Raw genomic sequence first — 19008 nt, 5'->3', positions numbered from 1 at the left:
CCAAAGTGGCGTAATTTCTGGTAGTATGCCTAATTTTAGTATGCGAAGTATGAGATTATTTATGCCCTGAATGCCCTTTCTGCACTTTTCTTACTTTAATAGAGCGATATTCCCCGCGCCCTACCACGAGGAATTCCCTTCCAATAAATTCACGAGGTACTCATACATGAAAAAGGCAATCCTGTCGATTTTTGTCATACAGTTGACAGTTTTTACGCTTATAGCTACAGCAGTATTTTTCCAGAACCGCTTCATAAGCATGTTTTATCAGGATATCTCCTATGTCAATGTCTTGGCATCCGACCAACAGGCCTTCGACGCATTCCTGTCCTGGACCAAAGAGCGGGGCATCATAGCATCCGGCATAACCATAAGCCCGGACAATGAGATCATCCTGCATGTGAGCCGCTGGGCTTTGGAGGGGAAGCTGGATGTTCTGGAAGGCCGTCTCCCGGAGCAGGGGGAATTTGTCAGCGACATCCCTACGGAGGATCCTGCCCAAAGCGGGCTCCTCAAGCGCATACTTCCCGATTACAGCTTTAAAATATATGGCCTGCACCAGCCAAAGCACCTGGGCTTTTCCAGCCTGTACGCCATGACAACCACTTCGGAAGATGAAATAATGGAGATGATAATTGCCCTGGGCCCGAAAGGCGTTACGATAGAGCTTAGCGATATATGGATCGGCAAGAATCCGCTGTTGCTCCTCTCCTCTTTTTCACGGGCAGAGGGTATGTTGATATTGATTTTCCTATTCTCTACCGCATTGGCGACCTTCCTGTCATTCATGCAATTTGCCCTGCAAAAGCTCAAATCCATGAGCATATTGCTTTCATTGGGTTATGGCAGATTCCGGATCGTCCATGCGGTCCTGGCTGACTTATTCGGCGGAAAAATGTGGATCGGGAGTGCTGGGATTCTATTTATCCTATTCAGCATCCTTATATTGACAAGCCATGTCTATAGGGCTTTTTACATGCCCATAGCCGGGATTTATCTGGCTGTCATGGGCTTTCTGGTCTGCATGTATTCGTTATTGTCATGCTGCATCACTTTATTCTGCCTGGCTGCAAGAAGAAGGAATTTATCCTTATCCATAAAGGGAAGGAAGCCCCATATCATTGTCCAGATCGCCGCCTGTTGTGTAAAGCTCGCATCCGCATTATTATTTTTTATGGCGCTTCCATTTTTGATCGGACTGCACCAGCGCTCTATGGTCGAAGACCGGAACCTGCAGAACTGGGTGGCGGCCAAGGACATATACCTCTTGTCCATAAAGGATGTAGGGCAGGATATGGGGCTGGAGATCGAGGTGGAGCTGCAAAACAAAATACTGGCCCTGTATCAGCGTCTGGCCGCGGAAAACAATGGATTTTTTATGGATGCTATGGATGTCTATGTATTGGAAGTGCAGGGGGCAGACTATCCTTTGAACGGGCTGCTGGCAGATGGATGCAGCACGCATATCACGGTCAGCCCCAATTATTTTCGCTTCAATCCCATCGTCACCAGCGAGGGCGTGCCTGTGGAGCAGGAATTGATATATGCCGACAATGTATTGAATCTGCTGGTCCCTGAGTCCTGGTCTTCCATCCACGATGCGCTGGATGAGCGCTTTTTGGACTACTTTATGTTTTACCGTTTTGAAATATATAACAGGATATACAGCGCCGCTCCCAATGATCCCTGGAATCCGTCCAGGCAGGAAGAGCTGGAAATCAATATGATTCCTGTCAGGACAGGGCAGTCGTATTTTACGTTCTCACCTGACATCAGGCGGGATGCCGGCAACAGGATACCCGATCCTGTAGTGGTGGTGGATACAGGTAATCTTCACCCCACCAGCACTTTCACCAGGGCCTCCAGATGCCTTTATTTCCAGTACAGCGACGGGCAGGATATGGACATTACGGATTATCTCGCGGAAATAGTCGGGATGGATGGTTTCGTATTCGCCAGCTCCGTGTGGGAGGGTGTGGCCGCGAGAGTGCTGCGGCTTAAGAGGGACTATATTGCCAGCGTCTCCCTGACGATGTCCATCGTCCTCGGTTATCTGGCGTCCAGCTTCAGCCTTTTCGCCAACTACTTCGCGAGAAACCAATACCTCATTACCGTCAAGACGCTGTGGGGCTTCCGCGGATTCAGGCGGTATCGTTCCGCGTCCGTCATGCTGTTCATGCCGACCCTGCTGGCGCTGCCTCTTTTCGGCCTGATAATGGCTACCCGGCTGTCCCGCCTCTTCCCGCCCCTTTCCATCCAGACGCTTCTGCTGGCCGGGGCTATTTTGGCGGGAATCGATATCCTGTATTTTGTATTTATGGAGAAGCTTTTAAGGAAAAAATCAATGCACAGCATATTGAAGGGAGAATCGTCATGATTGAAGCAGTGGATATATCCAAACGTTATCGCGACCATGATGTCCTGGAGTCATTCCATGCCAGCATAGAGACGAACAGCCTTACAGTCATAACCGGGGAGAGCGGGAAAGGAAAGACTACATTGCTGAATATTTTGTCTCTCCTGGAAAGGCCTGACCGCGGCACGGTGACAATAGATGCCATATCAGACCCGAGCCCAAAGCAGATCTTGAATCTGCGCAGGCATACCATCTCTTACCTGTTCCAAAATTACGGACTGATTGATGAATATACCGTGGAAAAGAACCTGCGCGTTTCCCTGACATACAGGAAGGATCCGGGCCCGTCCGTATCGGAGGCGCTGGCACAGGTAGGGCTGGAGGGCTATGAAAAGAGAAAGGTATATGAATTGAGCGGCGGCGAGCAGCAGCGCGTGGCGTTGGCGCGCATCCTTCTGAAAGATGCCCGTTACATCTTCGCGGATGAGCCCACGGGGAACCTGGACAAAGGCAACAGGGATGTGGTCATAAAGCTGCTGCGGGGGCTGGCCGACAGCGGCAAGGGGGTAATCCTGGCTACGCATGATTTGGATTTATTGTCATACGCGGACCAGCACATTCATCTTTGACAGGGAACACGTTATATCAGAGCCGCCGCGGCTGCTTCATTCCTGCCGCAGCTTCAGACACACATTTCCGTATTCGAAAGGACAGGTGACAACAGGCTGTCAAAGCGCCACCGGCCTCGGTTTTCAAATATCAGGCCTGTCCTTTTGCAGGAAGGAAGCCCGCCTGACGGCATCCGCGCCGAACTTCTCCCGGATGCTGTCCATGGCCCTGTCCAGCCGCTCCAGCTTCTCCCGGATCTCATCCGGGAAAAGGGTGTGCACCTTGTCCGGCTTCTCGAAATCCCCGGCCATCTTCGCCAGCAGCTTGTTGCTGGAGATTCCTACGTTCACCGTGAAGCCCAAGGTGTCCCTGATCTCGTCCTTCAGCCGGTGGGCCGCCTCTATGGGGCTTCCGAACAGGCCCTCCGTCCCTGTCATGTCCGCAAAGGCCTCGTCGATGCTGTACTGCTCCACCGTATCCGAGTACCTGCGCAGGATTTCCATGAAGGCCGCGGAATTCCTGGCGTATAATTCCCGGTTCGGTGACACCAGTGTCAGATTTGGACATTTCCGCAACGCGTCCACGATGGGCTCTCCTGTCCGCACATTGTATTTCTTCGCCGGGATGGATTTCGCCAGTATGACACCGTGCCGCTTGGACATGTCCCCGCCCACCGCGGACGGAATCGTCCGCAGATCCAGCTCCTCCCCCAAATCCTGCAGGCGGTGCACCGCCTCCCAGGAGAGGAACGCGCTGTTCACGTCGATGTGGAAGATTACTCTGTCGTCCACACAAATATCCCTCGTCAGTTAGATGAGCAATTTATAAATGCAGTGGGAGGCTCCTTAACCTCCCAATATCCGGATTTGTCACTTCCGATTCTCTCTACTAAACCTTTTTTTCGCAGAGAATCCAAGGTGCGCTGGATTGTCCTTACCGTTTTGGAAGTGGCTTCCGCCAGTTCACAGTACATTTCCGGCATTTGTCAGATACTCTCCGGACACAAGCCCGAACCTCTTTAATACCATCGGTACTGTATACCTGCACTCCATCATCCTGCCGGCCTGCCCATAGCAGAATAAGGGAAATCCTCTCCATGAAACTCCACTTTGATGACATGACGGCCCTCCAGGATTTCCTCCCGGATTACAGGGTATATCTGTGGCTTTATAGATTCATACACAAGACGGGAAACATCCCTAAGTGATGATTCAGCCACATCCTGCCCTATCACATCGCCGTTTGGTTTAACCCCAAAATACAATGCCCCGACGCCGTGCTTATTCTAAAGTTTCCGTTTCCTTTCCCAAATTCATAATATGCTATCCCTCCCCTCAAAATATAGCATATTTCTGACAGAATGTCACTGTAAAATGTCACTGTAAAATGTCACTGTATTCTTGGCATTCCCATCGCGACTCCCTTCTGCTCCTTCCTCCCGCCATTCGCTACCATACCGTCCGTCCAAATTATTTCGCTTTGCCTCCCCTAAATATAATACCCACATATCCCCCGCTCCGACTCCCCTGTCAGCACCAGAAGGACAGCGCTATTGATGGCTTTCGTCTGGCCGCCCTCATTCAGGCAGACAAAATAGCTGCAGTAGACCATATTCCGAATCTGGAACATGTTCATGGGGTCGTATCCGACAATGAGAGCATCGCAGGGGACATAGCTGGCGCGGGCCATGTGCTCCGCCACCTTCGCCTCCTTCTCCTCCATAAGGGCAGCGTACTCCCGCCCGATGAAGTCGTAGGGGCGGACCTGCGCCTCCACCCCGTCCGTATCTACGGGATTCTGCTCATAGGCGGTAAGCTCACTTTGGAAATCGTTCTCTATCTTGCGCCCTATGGCATCCATGCACAGAAAGAAGACCGCCCCCGTATAATAGGAAATCTTCCTGACATCGAACAGCAGCCGCCCTTCCGCCCGCAGCTCGCCCAGGTAGTCCCTGACGCGGGATATGTACTTTTCCCTGTTGATTGCCTTCAGGGCTTTCAGGCCGATGAACTCCGCCATCCCCTCTGTGGTCTCTGCCCTGAGCTCCTGCGCCACCATTCCGGGATATGCGGCCAGCCTCTGTGCCCGCAGGGCGGCGAACCTTTGAAGGGCTGTGAAGTCGCAGCCTTCGCAGGCATCTGCGAGATATCGGTTCTCATTGTATTTCTCCGTGAAATTGTCCTGGTCGTCGGGATAGCGCAAAAGGGCGAAATCGGAGGGAAAGCGTGCCTCACCGTTGCTGAACTGATGGCAGTGGAACATCTCGTGAACCAGCAGATACGCAAGCGTCTCCATATCCTCAACAGGCGAAAATTCAATATTCCAGATAGCAATATACTCCCCGCCGTACAGCTTTGAAGTGTTCCCCCGGAACCCATCCTCATAGGGAATCAGCTCCCCGTCCAGGCAGATCTCCCGGCTGTCGTAGACGGCGAACCTGTACCTGTGGAACCCCTCCAGCAGCGCGCCGAAATCCAGCGTGTCCAGGATGGAATCGACCTTTGCATAAATCTCCTGTAAATTCATAGCCAGCTCCTCCAAGAAAGTATTGTGAAAATATTGCCTTTCCCCCTATCAGTTATTATAATAGAAAAATAGTCCAGTGCCAATATCATTTACAAAAAATAGTCCTCTATGGCGAGAACCCCCCGTATAAACAGCACCCCATAGGGAAATCGAACTGGTCGAAGCCCACCCACGTGCTCTTTGCCGGATTATACTGGTTATAATCCATGAACGCGATTCTCAGCCCTCCCATGGGCACATACTTGAAAATCACAAAGAACAGGATTCCGGGAATCAGCAGGAAGTACAGCCAACGGTACATTACTATATCCCTCCATGTGGTCTGGCACCTGATTTTGAAGTCCACTTTTTTCGTGCCTTTGTTTTCTGCCATTTTCACACACTCCTCTCTCATATTTGTTCTGACGGGCTGGTATTTAGCACTATTTTGCACTATTTTTGTCTACTTTGCCCAAAAGGAAAAACAGGCATCAAAAAAGAGCCCTGCGCGAGCCCTTTTTATCTGCGGCGTCCTAGTCCGCCGTCATCTGCTTTTCCCTTTCCGCCTTTGGCTTCGGCTTGTACTGTTCCTCACCGGATTCGATATAAAGCACGAAGTCGTTAATCTCCTTTTCGGTCCATCCTGCTGCCCTTAAGCCCAGAAGCAGCCTTGCAACTTCCGTCATATTCATATCACCATCTCCTCTCCTGCACCGTCTCCGAATGCATGTCTCCAAAAAACAATGTCCTGCCATGGGCATTATACCATATTATGCTCTCAAAATCCATCCCTGCCGGCAGGGCGTTCAGTCAAGAACCCGCTTCACCGATGATTTCCGTATGATGATCCGCCCCGACACGTCTATCTTCTCAAAAGGGGCCTCAGGATGCCCAAGCCGCCACAGGAAGCACTGCACCATGCGCTTTCCCAGCCACTTCGCGTCCACGTTCACCGTGGTGAAGAAGGGGTCCAGCATGCCCTCCTCGTCATTGTCGAAGCCCGTCACCGCAACGTCCTCCGGCACCCGGATGCCCTGCTCCCGCAACGTCTGGGTCAGGAACTTGGCAATCTCATCGTTCCCGCACACCACCGCCTCCGGCAGCCCCTGTTCCTGATACCCTTTTACGATTTGTTTAAAGGTCTGATCATTGTAGAACTCGCTGCTCACCAGCTCCGCATCCGGCATCACCAGTTCCGGGACAGGTTCTATCCCCGCCTGGCGCATGGCATAGAGATAGCCGTCGAAGCGGTCGTGCATGGTCTCATAAATACTGCTGCTCTCGTTCAGGAAGCCGATTCTGCCCATCCCCTGGTCGATCAGATGCCTGACCAGCTTCACCACGGGCCGGAAGCTGTCTATCTTCACCACGTCCCCCGGCATCTCCCCGTCCACATCCTTATAAGTGTCCAGCAGGAATATCTGAATCCCCCTCCGTTCGATTACACTAATATAGTCTATGTTCATCATCTTCACGCAGAAGACCGCTTCGATGCCATCCTCCAGCCCCGGCGGCAGGCGCAGCACATCCTCATCCTCCTGGGTCACCACCGCCACCTGGGTCTGGCAGTGGTTGCGGCTGGCCTCCTCGGATATGCCGTTGATGACCTTGTCCCAGTACACCGCCACATCGGGCTTGCGCAGGATCATGATCCTGTGATCCCCGGCCTCCTCCCTCTCCGGGGGCTGTCTCTCCCCCTCCTCTCCCGAGGATGCCACATACCCTCTCTGCTGTGCGTACCGCAGCACCATCTCCCTGGTCCGCTGGGCCACCAGGTCATTGCCCTTCAGCGCCATGGACACCGTGTTCCGGGACAGCCCCAGATCCTTTGCAATGCTTTGAATCGTAACCTTTGCCATTTCCTTACCCCCTATGCAATACCCCGCCCGCTCTCTGACGCAACCCCTCTTTCACGCCCCGGCCCCTCTTCCCGGGCTTCCCGCCATGGCCGTCCGCCGCGGCACCCGGGGCAAGCCTCACCGCGCGCTTGCCCTGACCGTGGCCTTTTCCACGATATGCCCGCTCACCAGCTCCATCCGCCCCGCCCCATCGGAGCCCTCCAGCCGGGCCAGCATCTTCCCCAGGGCGGCCTGGGCCATGGCCTTCATGTCCACCTCATAGGTGGTAATCCCCTTGTCCGGCAGGCCCGGCCAGAGGTAATTGTCGAATCCCACCACGGAGCAGTCCTCCGGCACCCGGACTCCCCGCTTCTCCAGCTCGTCGATCAGCCTGCCGGCCACCAGGTCGCAATTGCAGACGAAGGCCTCCGGCAGCTCCTCCGGCAGCTTCACGATAATCTCCCCGGTTCCGTCCCGGTCCTCCAGCAGCCACTCCTCCCGGAAAGGTACGCCGTGCTCCAGCAGGCAGCGCCGGAAGCCGCAGTACCTGTCCATGATGCTGCTGGTGGCATGGATGGAGCCCACGTAGGCCATGCGCCTAAAGCCTCTCTCGTACAGGTACTCCGCCATCAGGTACATGCCGTAGAAGCCGTCCGTCACCACCGCGTCCTGCGCTATGTCCTTGTAGTAAAAATCCAGGAAAACCACGGGCATCTTCGCGCTGCTTTTTAAGAGTCCGATGTATTCCCGGTCAACCTCCCCCATGACGATCAGCCCCTCCGCCGCGCCTTCCTCCACGAAGCGGGGAAGCCTCCCTGCCTTTTCCGCATCATGCTTCAAAACCTCCGCCATCACGGCACAGCCCCTCTCAGGCGCCGCCATGGCAATCTCCATATAAATCTTCCAGTAGAACGTGATGTAGTCCGCCAGGTATCTCTCCGAGATGAGGATGCCGATGCTGCGCAGGCCGGGGGCTTTGCCGGCCGCCCTCTTCTGGTTCTGGAAGTATCCCATCTCCCGGGCCTTGTCCAGGATCCTTTCCCTGACCTCATCGCTGACCCCCTTGCGCCCTGCCAGCGCATTGTGCACCGTCACCGCGCTTACGCCCACCTGATTGGCTATGTCCTGCATCCTCACCTTTGCCATCGCGCCTCTCCATTCCTTCTTTCCGTTATACTTTATTTTACTTAATTTTGCAAGGCAAGTCATCAACTATTCTTGGATTTTATCTATATTTTTTGTATCCCTGTGGACGCAGAAAGGGGGGAGCGTTCACTCCCCCCTGTATTCCCGCAGAGTCTTCCTGTCCAATCGGCTTCTCGCCAGCTTGTCTGCCGAAGACAGAATTCGGCCGAAACTGCATTCAGCTACCTTCCATTTCAGTCAACTTCCGTATTCTCCGCGCAAATTCATCCCCTCCGCTGAAGGAGGAATCTAGATATCTTTGAATCAAATCACAGGCTGCCTGTTTTCCCACTACGTCAGCTCCCAAAGCGATTACATTCACATCGTCATGTTCTACACACTGGTGCGCCGTATAGATATCATGACAGCAGGCCGCTCGAATACCCGCTGCCTTATTGCAGGCAATTGCCGCTCCCACACCGGATCCGCACAGCATGATTCCCCTCTGTGCCTTTTTCTCCGTCACACTTGCGCAGACCTTCTTGGCCACATCCGGAAAATCAACCACTTCCCCTCTGTAGCATCCATGATCAATGACCTCGATTCCCCTTTTCCGCAGCATTTCGGTTACTGCCGCTTTCAGCGGAAAACCCGCGTGGTCGCATCCCATCGCTATAATCATTTCTTGCCCCTCTCTTTCTGCATACAGCTCCTCCAAAACCGCGCTTCTTTATTGATGAATTCTTGTCTCGGCTCTATACAGACATTCCGCCAGTTTTTCGAAGTCTTCGTCTCTCTTTGTAATTACCTGAGCTGCCCGGCTGCCGAGATATTCATAAAATCCTTTTCCGGTCTTTACGCCATAATCTCCCTTTTCCACCAGCTCTGCCAGCATGGGCATAACGGTTTTCTCATCACAGAGATCCGCAAATAAATAAGACGCAATCCTGTAAAAAGTATCTAAACCGCCTAAATCGGCTATCTCAAACGGACCCAGGCACGCATACCGAAGCCCCAGCCCATACTTGAAGACCTTATCAATATCCTCCTTTTTTGCCGCTCCGGCTTCCACCAGGCTCATCGCCTCCCGCAGGATAGCAAACTGGAACCTGTTGATCAAAAATCCCGGCACCTCTTTTTCCAGCATTACAGGAACTCTTCCTACATCAAGTCCCGTCTGCCTGACTGCTTCGGCCGTTTCCGCGTCCGTTTTTTCCCCTTTGATCACCTCGATCAAGGGACAGATGTGGGGTGGATTTAACCAGTGCATGCCGCAAAAGCGCCGCGGGCACTTTACAGCCTCCGCTATCTGCGTGACGGATAATCCCGATGTATTAGTGGTCAGAATCGCCCTCTCAGATACAATAGAAGAAATCTCCCGCCAGAATAAATGTTTTGCTTCTATGTTTTCCACAATGGCCTCAACCACAAATCCCGCCCTTGCAAAACACTCTTTCTCTCTGGTAAAAATAATCTCTGCTCCAGCAATTTCCTTCTGTATTCTCTTCCGGCATCGATCCAACCCCTTTTGCTCAATGTCATATACAGCCACTTCATATCCGTGCCTGGCAAAAAGCAGGGCGATAGAGCCTCCCATCACCCCGGCCCCCGCGATTACAATCCGTCTTTTTTCATCCATTTTCCCCTTCTCCTTCCTTTCTGGGCAGTTTGACCAGCGCATAACCATCCACCACGGTTTCCCCCTTCTGATTCTCCACAAATGTATGCAGTCGAACCCTCCCCCGATCCAGCAATTCCTCTATCACCACTGTCGCCGTTATGGTATCTCCAAACCGCACAGGATTTAAAAAACGCACTTCCTGTCCCATATAGATTGTCCCCGGACCGGGAAGCCTGGTAGCGATCACCGTGGAAATAAAGGAAGCGCTCAGCATACCGTGGGCGATTCGCTCACCGAACCGGCCTGCCTCCGCTTTCACTGCGTCAACATGCAGTGGATTAAAATCTCCCGTAATTCCCGCAAATCCATATACATCCGTTTCTGTTATCGTTTTTGAAAAGCTTGCCATCTGGCCTACCGCACATCCCATATCTGCCCCTTCTCAATATCGTCCTTCAAACCTGTGGCCACTTTCTGCCTCGCTCAGAAAGCAACCTCTTCTTTTCCTTTCAGACAAAGCATCGCTCTGGCTTCTTCAGAATCAGCAATCTCATAATCCAGGAGTTCCAAAATCTCCTTCAGTTTGGCAACCTGCTGCGCATTATCCAGGGCGAGCTCCCCATTGGGCTTTATGTACAGACCGTCTTCCATCCCCACCCGTACATTTCCTCCGCAGACCGCCATCATTGTCTCATAGCGGAACATTCTTCTTCCGCCGCCTACAGTGCTGTATCGAATATCAGTTCCCAGCAGTTTTTTGGCCTGATCAATCATGAACAGCATGGACTCGGGGGTCATCGGCATGGCTCCCATTACTCCTGGCACAAACTGAATATAGATCGGTTGCGTTATCGTACCCCTTTTTTTGAAAAAAGCCAGATTTGCCAGCTGTCCGTAATCAAACACCTCATATTCCGGAAGGGTACCGCACCGGTTCATGGTTTCTATGCAATATTGAATATCTTTAAATGTATTTTTAAATACATTGTCATATGTTTTTTCGACGAAAGGATATTCCCAGCCATAAACGGGATTTTCCAGAAAATCTGTCAATCGGCTGAAGCAAAAATTCATGGAACCGGCGTTCGCCGATGCCATTTCCGGCCGAAACCTCTCAATGACGGAAAAACGTTCTTCCACAGACATTCCCGCTGCTCCCCCGGTGGTAATTCCGATCACCGCATCGCACTCCTGCTTAATACCTGATAAAATATACTCAAAAATCCCGTGATCGGAGGTGGGCTGCCCTTTTTGATCCCTCGCGTGAATGTGGATGATTGCGGCGCCGGCCCGATGGGCATCCAGTGCCTGCCGGATGATTTCATCCGGAGTAACCGGCAGATAGGGAGACATTCCCGGAGTATGAATCGCTCCCGTAACAGCCGCGGATATGATTATTTTTTTCTGTCTTGGCATTTTACACGCCCCCTTTGCCTTTCATGATTCTCAGCGATTCTTCGGCAGCCCCCAATTTTGCCGGAACATCAATTTCCAGACTCACTGCGCCCGCGTATCCATTTTCGTACAATCTGCCCAGCCTTCTCTGATGTATCTGCGCCTTTTCTTCTTTCAGGTAACTGCGCCGCCAGGGACTTCCCTCGTCATCCGAAATATGTACGTGCAAAAGCCTCTGCATATACCTCCCCATATCCTCATCGGCCTCTTCCGCCTTCTCCAGATTATAAAAGTCGCCCAGCAGACCGATATCGCTCCAGTTTATCCTGTCCACGATTTCCATGCCCTCTTCCATACTGTTGATATAATTGCAGTAGCATGGCGCTAAAGGCTCCAGGCATATCTGGATTCCCTGCTTTCCGAATACCTCCGCTGTCTTTTTTAAAAAATCAATCAACTGCAGATCCGCCTTTTTCCTGTCATAACCCTCCGGCAGCCTCCTTGAACGGGGAGAGCCAATGCCGACACGCTTAACTCCAACCGCTCCGGCTCTCCCGGCGCACAGGCGCGCATACTCCTCCGCCCTTTTCAGGTCAAAACCCGGCCCTGCCACAATCAGGCTTTCTGGACAGTATGCATTGATTCCTTTACAGAGAAAGTTGTTTTCATACAATATCTTTTCTACATGCCAAAAATCCCGGCCGTCCATCTGTACAAGAGATTTCCCCGCCATTTCTATGTAGTCATATCCCGCGGCCTTTGCCGTTTCTACTTCGGATATATGTAAAATGCTGCATCCTGTTTCCATTTCTGCCTCCTTGACACCGCGGAGCGGCATTTCAGATTCCAATGAGAAATGCCCTAAAAAGGGCATTCCTCCAAAGACATTCCAAAACCACTGCATTATTCCATACTCATCTGCTCCACATAGGCCTTCTCTTTTTTCAGACGGTTCTGAAACGCGTCATAAAGCCCGTCCGCATTTTCCCGAAGCGTACGTCTGGAATTGGTATGCGGATTTATGCTTGTCGCATAGTCCAACTGGGTAATCCATTTCTCCGGCAGAGAGGCGGAGCCGCAAAGGGCGCCTGAAATCCCTCCCGCAACAGCGGCTACGCAGTCCGTATCGCGTCCCATATTCACACCGGCAAGAACCGCATCTTTGGTATTTCCTCCCACCATCCGGAAAATTGCCACTCCCTTCGTGACAACCTCATTCGCGTAGCTGAAAGGATACGGCATTCCAAAACCGCTGTACACACCGTCAAAGTAACTGCGCATTTCGATAATGTCTTTACATCCGCTCGTTTTCTTTAACTGCTCATCAATCTCTTTTACTACCATGTCCTTGTCGCAGTTATCATAAATTGCACCGATGACGGAATCCACGGTGGCGCCGGGCATAGTCCCTGCGGCAATTGCCACGCCCGTCACACAGGCCCACTTCAGCCCTCTGCTCTCAGCGGTCTGATACAGCTGTCCCACCTGAAGAACATCCTCCTTCGCAGTCTCGATATTACCCGCGTTGATCAGGCCCACAGCATGGCACGCCCTGGAAAAGCTGTTCAAACCGGCATAATCGCAATAACGGCCTAAATCGGTTGCGGGAATACCCGTTTTCGCCATATTCAGGAGCGTCCCCTCAAATGGTTCGGATACCCAGCCGCCCGCATTGGGATTGGCATATTTCACCCATGCGGCACGCACATCCTCAGCCGTGACCCGCCCTCCTTTTTCCATAATGGCAGTTATCATCAGCTTCTGCCTCTCAACGCCGTCCTCCGTAGTTCCCGGCTCCCTCTTCCACCCGTTTCCGTAATGCTCATAGGGCAGAAAGTCTTCCACAAAACCGTATTTCTCATCAATTTCAGGCCAGGTCATTCCCTCCACGGCCGCTCCCATCGCAGAGCCAATATGACAGCCACAGATACAGCCAAAAAATTTATCCCTTAATGTAATATCCATTGATATCATCCTCTCTTATCCTTATATTCCGCATTGATCTCTTCTGTCCACCGAGTGCCGCCACGGCTGTTCCACTCTTCTACAAACTTATCCCATTCGTCCAGCGAAGTCTTTCCTGTAATAAAGTTTGTATAGTATTCCATGGCAAATGCCTGAAGATCCGCACCGTATTCTACCTCCGCCTCTGTAATCAGGCCGTCTCCGTCATTGGAAATGGTGGGCCAGTTAAAGGAGTCCCTGCGGGACTGCACCAGCGGCGTCTCCACCTGCAGCAGCGGCCACTCCGCTTCAAACGCGGAATACCATTGAATCCAAGCCGCGTCCTCCTCATACTGGGGAAGCGTCACATAGGTACCATCGTCATTCTTCTGCCAGTGAATCCCCTCCACGCCGGTATAGGTGGTCATCATACCTTCTTCCGAATACATCCAGTCCAGAAGACGCATGCAGGCTTCCGGATCCTTTGCGCCTTGAAGCATCACTACACAGCCGTTCAGCATACCCACACCGCGGATACCGGATTGTCCGTCCGGGCCCACAGGAGGAGCGATTCTCCTGAAAGAGATATTGGGATCCACTTCCTGAAGCTGTGCTTCAATCTTAGGTTCCCATGTCCACCAGTGATAGCTTATGCCGAACTGGTTCTTCATCGCCTTATTGTTCAAATCGTCATCCGTAGTGCATGTGACAAATTCCGGATCGATCAGCCCTTCCTCGTACCAGCTTCTGATGGTCTCCAGGGCTTCCTTTACCTTCGGATTGGTAACCTGGGGTTTTAATTCCCCGTTATCCAGATACCAGTAGGTGCTGGCCGCATTATAAGAAGGAATCGGGGCCATTGCGCCAAAAGCTCCGTAAATAAAGTCAAAAGTCTCCATGCTCAGGCCGGTCATTCCATAAGTATCGTCCTGGCCGTTCCCATCGGGATCTTCAAAGGTAAAAGCCCTCATCACCTCATGATAATCCTCCAGCGTCACGGGAGTCTCCAGATTCAGATTGTCCAGCCAATCCTGCCTGATCACTACATTATAGCGGTTAGGGCTGCAGAAGACCGGAATCGCATACAGCTTTCCGTCCACACTGCATCTGTCCAACGCTTCCTGCGGCACGTTTTCCAAAATGTTGGGGCACTGCTTCACCAGCTCGGACATATCCATCAGCGCACCTTGATCCACATAATCGTATAAATCGTTGAACATCGCCGAATTCAGCTTAACCAAATCCGGCAGCTCGGACTTATCTCCCGACAGAATAATATTTACCTGTTCTGCATAGTTTGCGGAAGGAGGCGCAATGTGATGCAAGACGACATCGCTGGCTTCTTCCAGTTTTTGAAGGATTACGTCATTGTCGGGGCATCCCTCAAATCCGCCTTTTGTAAAAACAAAGCTGACTGTAGGCCTTTCCGAATCTGCCTGTTCGTTATCGGAACCTGATTCGCTGCTCTGACTGCTTTCTTCCGACTTTTCCGCTGAATCTGTACTCTCCGGCCGGGAATTCTCAGAACTTCCTTCTCCGCTTCCGCCGCATCCGGCCAGCCCGGTCATGACCAGTCCCCAACCCAACAGCATCGCTAATACTTTTTTCTTCATTCTTCCTCCTTCTGCCGCCCAGGCGGCTTCCTTTGTCTGTCCGGAAACTCATTCCTTAAGATTCCATATGTTCTAATCTATTTTCGTTTCCCGGTTTTGCAGCGTTCCCCTCCTTTCCTCTTTGCTGCATGATTTATTACCGTTCTTTTAACCCTTTACCGCTCCTACCATTACGCCTTTAACAAAATATTTCTGCAGGAATGGATAGACCGCTAAAATCGGGACCGTGGACACCATAACGGTAGCAGCGATTACCGATGAGGAAGGAGGCGCCGCCACATCTGCCATCTGTGCATTGAGCTCCGCCATGCTCATTGTCAGTACGACCTCCCTCAGCAAAGTCTGCAGCGGCCACAGCTTCCTGTCCGTGATATAGAGCACCACATCAAAGAATGAATTCCAGTGCCATACCGCATAAAACAGGGCAATGGATGCCAATGTAGGCTTCGACACGGGCAGGACAATCTTCAGAAGCGTTTTCCACTCCGAACAGCCGTCAATCCTTGCCGCGTCTTCCAGTTCCTCCGATATTCCTTCAAAAAATGTCCTCATGATAATCATGTTATACACATTTAAAAGAGAAGGTATGATCAAGGCCCATATAGTATTACTCAGCTTAAATGTCTTGACTACCAGATAAGTGGGAATCATTCCTCCGCTGAAGATCATGGTAAAAAAGAAAATCTGCATCAGGACATTCCTTCCCGGCAAAAACTTTTTCGACAACGGATACGCCGTCATCACGGTTATCACCAAATTCAGCAATGTTCCCACAACCGTTCTGAATACCGTTACCCCGTAAGCCCTGAAAATACTGTTTCCGCTCAATACGTACTTATAATTCTCCAATGTGGGGTGTTTGGGAATGGCGATTACCGCCTTCGCATTTTCCACCAGCTCCTTTGAGGATGTCAGAGAGTTGAAAACCACATCCATGAAAGGAAAAAGCGTCATCAGCCCTATGATTACCAAAATGATATAGATTAATATCGTAACTATACAATCTACCTTTGACTGCCTTACCTTTTGTCTAGATCTGCCCATTTTCACCTCCACGTTCTCAGAACAGGCTTTCCTGTCCTGCCTTAGACGACAGCCAGTTACATGTTACGACCATGATGAATGAAATAATCGATTTAAACAGTCCTGCTGCCGCCGAAAACCCATACTGCGTCTGAATGATACCCACTCGGTATACATAGGTGTCAATAATATCCGCTACGTCATATACAGAAGAATTATACATGGTAAATACCTGTTCAAAATTGCTGTTGAGTATCCCTCCTATTCTCAGCAGCAGCATGATAATAACCGTGGGCAGAATACATGGAAATGTAACATACCGCATTTTCTGCAGCTTGCTCGCCCCATCCATTGTGGCCGCTTCATACAAATCCGTTGGGACGCCTGCCAGAGCGGCCAGATATATAATTGCCGACCAGCCCATCTCCTTCCAGATATCCGTCGCTACCAGGACTCCTCTGAAGTATTCGGAATCGCCCATAAAGAAAATGGATTCCACTCCAAGCTTGTTCAAAAACAGATTAACAGCCCCGTCCGCCGGCGACAGGAGGTTCGATGCCAGCGTGGAAATAATCACCCAAGAAATAAAATGAGGCAGATATACCACCGTCTGCACGGTTCTTTGGAATATCCGATTCCCCACTTCGTTGATCAGCAGCGCCAGCAGAATCGGAACGGGAAAGCCAATCAATATTTTCCAGAAACACAACGCAAACGTGTTTCTCATAATCCGGATAAAATCTGGTGTCCTGAAAAGCTTTTCAAAATTGTCCAGGCCGCACCACGGACTTCCGAAGGGCCCCATAAAAATCTTGTAGTCCTTGAAGGCAATAAAATTATATAGTATCGGCAAATAGAGGAACAGTATAACAAATATCAGTCCTGGCAAGAGCATTAAATAATAATTGTGGTATTTTCTAAGCACATATCCTATGCCACGCCGTGTTTTTAGTTCTTTACCTTTCTTCACTGTACATCCTCCTTTTCTCCAATCTGAATCTGTTGTGTAATCGTTTACACATTGTGATGTCTATTTTATACTCACATTCCGCATTTGTCAATAGGCATAATTACATTTTACTATTCCCACATTTTTCCGGCATAATCCCCATTCCTTCAGGCGATATATCGGCCAGATGCCGAACACGCTTCTTGCGGGATTGACAAATTCCCTGATAATCATTTATTATCAGATTAGAATATATCCCATGGAAATGAGTATTTTCATATCCGTGCGAAAGGAAAGGTTGCCGAAAATGTGGGGAAAAACGACAATTAAGGATGTGGCCAGTAAATGCGGGGTTTCTACCGCCACAGTTTCAAGGGCTATAAACAACAACGGGTATGTGTCAAAGGAATTGAAGGATATGATTTTAAGTGCCTGCAGCGAACTGGGATATATTCCCAACTCTACTGCGAGAAGCCTGAAAATCAACTCAACCGGCATTATCGGCTATATTACCTCGGATATATCCAACCAATATCATATCACCGTGGCCAAAGCCATTGAGGACATCATCCGCCCCAGCAATTATAATCTGATTGTCTGCAGTACCCGCAACAGCCGGATTTCTGAAGAGCAGTATTTAAAGCTGCTCCTGGGGCGCAATATTGATGCCCTTGTCATCAATACCACTTGCGAAAATGACGACTTCATTGTCTCCATCAGTCAGAAGCTCCCCACCGTTCTGGTAAACCGGCGGCTAAGCGTTTCCGGATTCCACGGTGATTTTGCCGACGGAAATAATGTTCTGGGTACTTATCTGCTCACAAAAAGCCTGCTGGAGCATGGCCACAGGAATATCTATGTTCTGGAAGGTTCTTATAAGTTCAGTAACGCGAGAGAGCGCTATGAGGGCTTTCGCAAGGCAATGGCCGAAGCGGGAATCGACACAGAGACGGATTACCCTTACCGCTATGAAGGGGATTTCACGGAAAAATCCGGTTTTGACGGCGTTGTACACATGCTTCATCATTTTGACCATGCCCCCACCGCCATATTGGGCACCAATAACGCAATGACCATCGGCACTCTCAAAGCGCTTCATACCTATCATATCTCGGTTCCGGAACAGATGTCTGTCGTTGGCTTTAACGGAATCGACAATCTGGAGCTCATGACTACCCGCCCCACCATAGCCAACTATAATCCCTATGAGATTGGAACCGCCGCCGGTCAGTTTGTCCTGGACAGAATCGATGATCTGTCTCTGGAAAATCGGGAAGCAATCTTTGACCCGGTAATAATTCCCGGAAATGCCACATCCACTCCCAGGATCATATAGATCCGATGGGCAGGATTCCGAAAATTTTTATTTTCTCTTGCAAAGTACTCCTTTTTCTGTTATTGTATGTGTAAACGTTTTCACACATGAAGGCGCAAAGAGAAGGGAGAAATTGCATATGAGAACCTATACAACCAGTCAACTTGGACGCATAGTCCTCATCCATCTTGGAAAAGGAGAGAGGGTTTTAGAGAGCGTAGAAGCGGAGGTATCCCGCCTCGGCATTAAAAACGGCATTCTTCTATCCGCAATCGGTTCCCTCAGAAAAGCCTGTCTGCATTTCATAACAAATACCGATGACACTGCGGTGAATCGGTTTATTACTATTGAGCGCCCTATCGAGCTTTCTTCCGCACAGGGACTGATAGTAGACGGCGTACCGCATTTCCATCTCACCATTTCAGAACCGGATGGCATGTATGCAGGCCATATGGAACCCTGTTGCGAAGTGCAGTATCTTGCGGAGCTTGCGATTTTGGAGCTGAAGGGAATTTCATTGACCAGAAGGCAGGATGAATATGGGATTTCTTACATCGACACTGTCTAGGGAAAGGAGAACACATCATGGCTTTGATGACCGGAGAAGAATATATAGACAGTATAAAAAAATTAAATATGCAAATCTATCTGCTCGGCAAAAAAATAAACAATCCTGTAGGAAACCCTATCCTTGCGCCTTCTCTCAATGCCGTTA

At 50.7% G+C, this 19008-nt stretch carries 19 protein-coding genes and 2 pseudogenes; 4 read left to right on the top strand and 17 right to left on the bottom strand.

What is annotated here, in order from left to right; genetic code table 11:
* Window positions 1–531: 531 nt before the first annotated feature.
* Window positions 532–789 (bottom strand): hypothetical protein, encoded by a 258-nt coding sequence (locus Q2B33_RS13185; RefSeq protein ID WP_300914070.1) that lies wholly within the window; start codon window positions 787–789, stop codon window positions 532–534.
* Between the two features lie 385 nt (window positions 790–1174).
* On the opposite strand from Q2B33_RS13185, the gene Q2B33_RS13180 reads away from it, so the two are divergent.
* Together Q2B33_RS13180 and Q2B33_RS13175 are read left to right on the top strand one after the other, a co-directional pair.
* Window positions 1175–2377, top strand: a complete 1203-nt coding sequence (locus Q2B33_RS13180) for a hypothetical protein (RefSeq protein WP_300914069.1) — start codon at window positions 1175–1177, stop codon at window positions 2375–2377.
* Complete coding sequence (locus Q2B33_RS13175; protein WP_300572383.1) at window positions 2374–2985, top strand: ATP-binding cassette domain-containing protein; 612 nt, start codon at window positions 2374–2376, stop codon at window positions 2983–2985. The genes Q2B33_RS13180 and Q2B33_RS13175 overlap by 4 nt, the downstream gene beginning before the upstream one ends.
* A gap of 222 nt (window positions 2986–3207) precedes the next feature.
* Here the strand turns inward: Q2B33_RS13175 and Q2B33_RS13170 are convergent.
* The 16 genes and pseudogenes from Q2B33_RS13170 to Q2B33_RS13100 form a co-directional block, all read right to left on the bottom strand.
* A pseudogene (locus Q2B33_RS13170) lies at window positions 3208–3762 on the bottom strand (DNA polymerase IV); the annotation flags it as partial.
* A gap of 254 nt (window positions 3763–4016) precedes the next feature.
* Window positions 4017–4238, bottom strand: a pseudogene (locus tag Q2B33_RS24720) (helix-turn-helix domain-containing protein); the annotation flags it as partial.
* A gap of 215 nt (window positions 4239–4453) precedes the next feature.
* Entirely contained in the window at window positions 4454–5491 is a 1038-nt protein-coding gene (locus Q2B33_RS13165; protein ID WP_300572381.1) for a hypothetical protein, read from the bottom strand.
* A gap of 106 nt (window positions 5492–5597) precedes the next feature.
* Window positions 5598–5864 (bottom strand): hypothetical protein, encoded by a 267-nt coding sequence (locus Q2B33_RS13160; protein ID WP_300572379.1) that lies wholly within the window; start codon window positions 5862–5864, stop codon window positions 5598–5600.
* Between the two features lie 139 nt (window positions 5865–6003).
* Complete coding sequence (locus tag Q2B33_RS13155; RefSeq protein WP_296470209.1) at window positions 6004–6162, bottom strand: hypothetical protein; 159 nt, start codon at window positions 6160–6162, stop codon at window positions 6004–6006.
* 114 nt (window positions 6163–6276) lie between these two features.
* Entirely contained in the window at window positions 6277–7329 is a 1053-nt protein-coding gene (locus tag Q2B33_RS13150) for a LacI family DNA-binding transcriptional regulator (RefSeq protein ID WP_296470205.1), read from the bottom strand.
* Between the two features lie 117 nt (window positions 7330–7446).
* Window positions 7447–8454 carry a LacI family DNA-binding transcriptional regulator gene (locus Q2B33_RS13145; protein ID WP_300572376.1) on the bottom strand — a complete coding sequence of 336 codons (1008 nt, stop codon included), beginning with the start codon at window positions 8452–8454 and terminating at the stop codon, window positions 7447–7449.
* Window positions 8455–8671: 217 nt separating this feature from the next.
* Window positions 8672–9151: a ribose 5-phosphate isomerase B gene (rpiB, locus tag Q2B33_RS13140; RefSeq protein ID WP_296470199.1), complete on the bottom strand. Its 480-nt coding sequence runs from the start codon at window positions 9149–9151 to the stop codon at window positions 8672–8674.
* Between the two features lie 12 nt (window positions 9152–9163).
* The gene (locus tag Q2B33_RS13135) at window positions 9164–10072 is read right to left on the bottom strand and encodes a 3-hydroxyacyl-CoA dehydrogenase family protein (RefSeq protein WP_300572374.1); all 909 of its coding nucleotides are present in this window, start codon (window positions 10070–10072) and stop codon (window positions 9164–9166) included.
* A complete protein-coding gene (locus Q2B33_RS13130) occupies window positions 10065–10484 on the bottom strand; it encodes a MaoC family dehydratase (RefSeq protein WP_300773628.1) in 420 nt (139 codons plus the stop codon). The genes Q2B33_RS13135 and Q2B33_RS13130 overlap by 8 nt, the downstream gene beginning before the upstream one ends.
* Window positions 10485–10537: 53 nt before the next feature.
* Complete coding sequence (locus Q2B33_RS13125) at window positions 10538–11470, bottom strand: 3-keto-5-aminohexanoate cleavage protein (protein ID WP_300572371.1); 933 nt, start codon at window positions 11468–11470, stop codon at window positions 10538–10540.
* Window position 11471: 1 nt separating this feature from the next.
* A complete protein-coding gene (locus tag Q2B33_RS13120) occupies window positions 11472–12257 on the bottom strand; it encodes a sugar phosphate isomerase/epimerase family protein (protein WP_300572369.1) in 786 nt (261 codons plus the stop codon).
* 95 nt (window positions 12258–12352) lie between these two features.
* A complete protein-coding gene (locus Q2B33_RS13115; protein WP_296470182.1) occupies window positions 12353–13414 on the bottom strand; it encodes an ADP-ribosylglycohydrolase family protein in 1062 nt (353 codons plus the stop codon).
* Window positions 13415–13419: 5 nt separating this feature from the next.
* Entirely contained in the window at window positions 13420–15006 is a 1587-nt protein-coding gene (locus Q2B33_RS13110; RefSeq protein WP_300773633.1) for an extracellular solute-binding protein, read from the bottom strand.
* A gap of 147 nt (window positions 15007–15153) precedes the next feature.
* Window positions 15154–16050, bottom strand: coding sequence for a carbohydrate ABC transporter permease (locus Q2B33_RS13105; RefSeq protein WP_296470177.1), 897 nt, complete (start codon window positions 16048–16050; stop codon window positions 15154–15156).
* A 16-nt stretch (window positions 16051–16066) separates the two neighbouring features.
* Window positions 16067–16999, bottom strand: coding sequence for a sugar ABC transporter permease (locus Q2B33_RS13100; protein ID WP_300784311.1), 933 nt, complete (start codon window positions 16997–16999; stop codon window positions 16067–16069).
* A 166-nt stretch (window positions 17000–17165) separates the two neighbouring features.
* Between Q2B33_RS13100 and Q2B33_RS13095 the strand changes: the two genes are divergently transcribed.
* Window positions 17166–18314, top strand: coding sequence for a LacI family DNA-binding transcriptional regulator (locus tag Q2B33_RS13095; RefSeq protein WP_330623448.1), 1149 nt, complete (start codon window positions 17166–17168; stop codon window positions 18312–18314).
* 118 nt (window positions 18315–18432) lie between these two features.
* Window positions 18433–18861: a PPC domain-containing DNA-binding protein gene (locus Q2B33_RS13090; RefSeq protein ID WP_296470167.1), complete on the top strand. Its 429-nt coding sequence runs from the start codon at window positions 18433–18435 to the stop codon at window positions 18859–18861.
* Window positions 18862–19008: the final 147 nt, after the last annotated feature.

The sequence above is a fragment of the uncultured Acetatifactor sp. genome, assembly GCF_948601915.1.
In the GTDB taxonomy this organism is placed as follows: domain Bacteria; phylum Bacillota; class Clostridia; order Lachnospirales; family Lachnospiraceae; genus Acetatifactor.
Note: the sequence above shows the minus strand (reverse complement) of the source record. Positions and strands in the feature narration are given on the sequence as shown.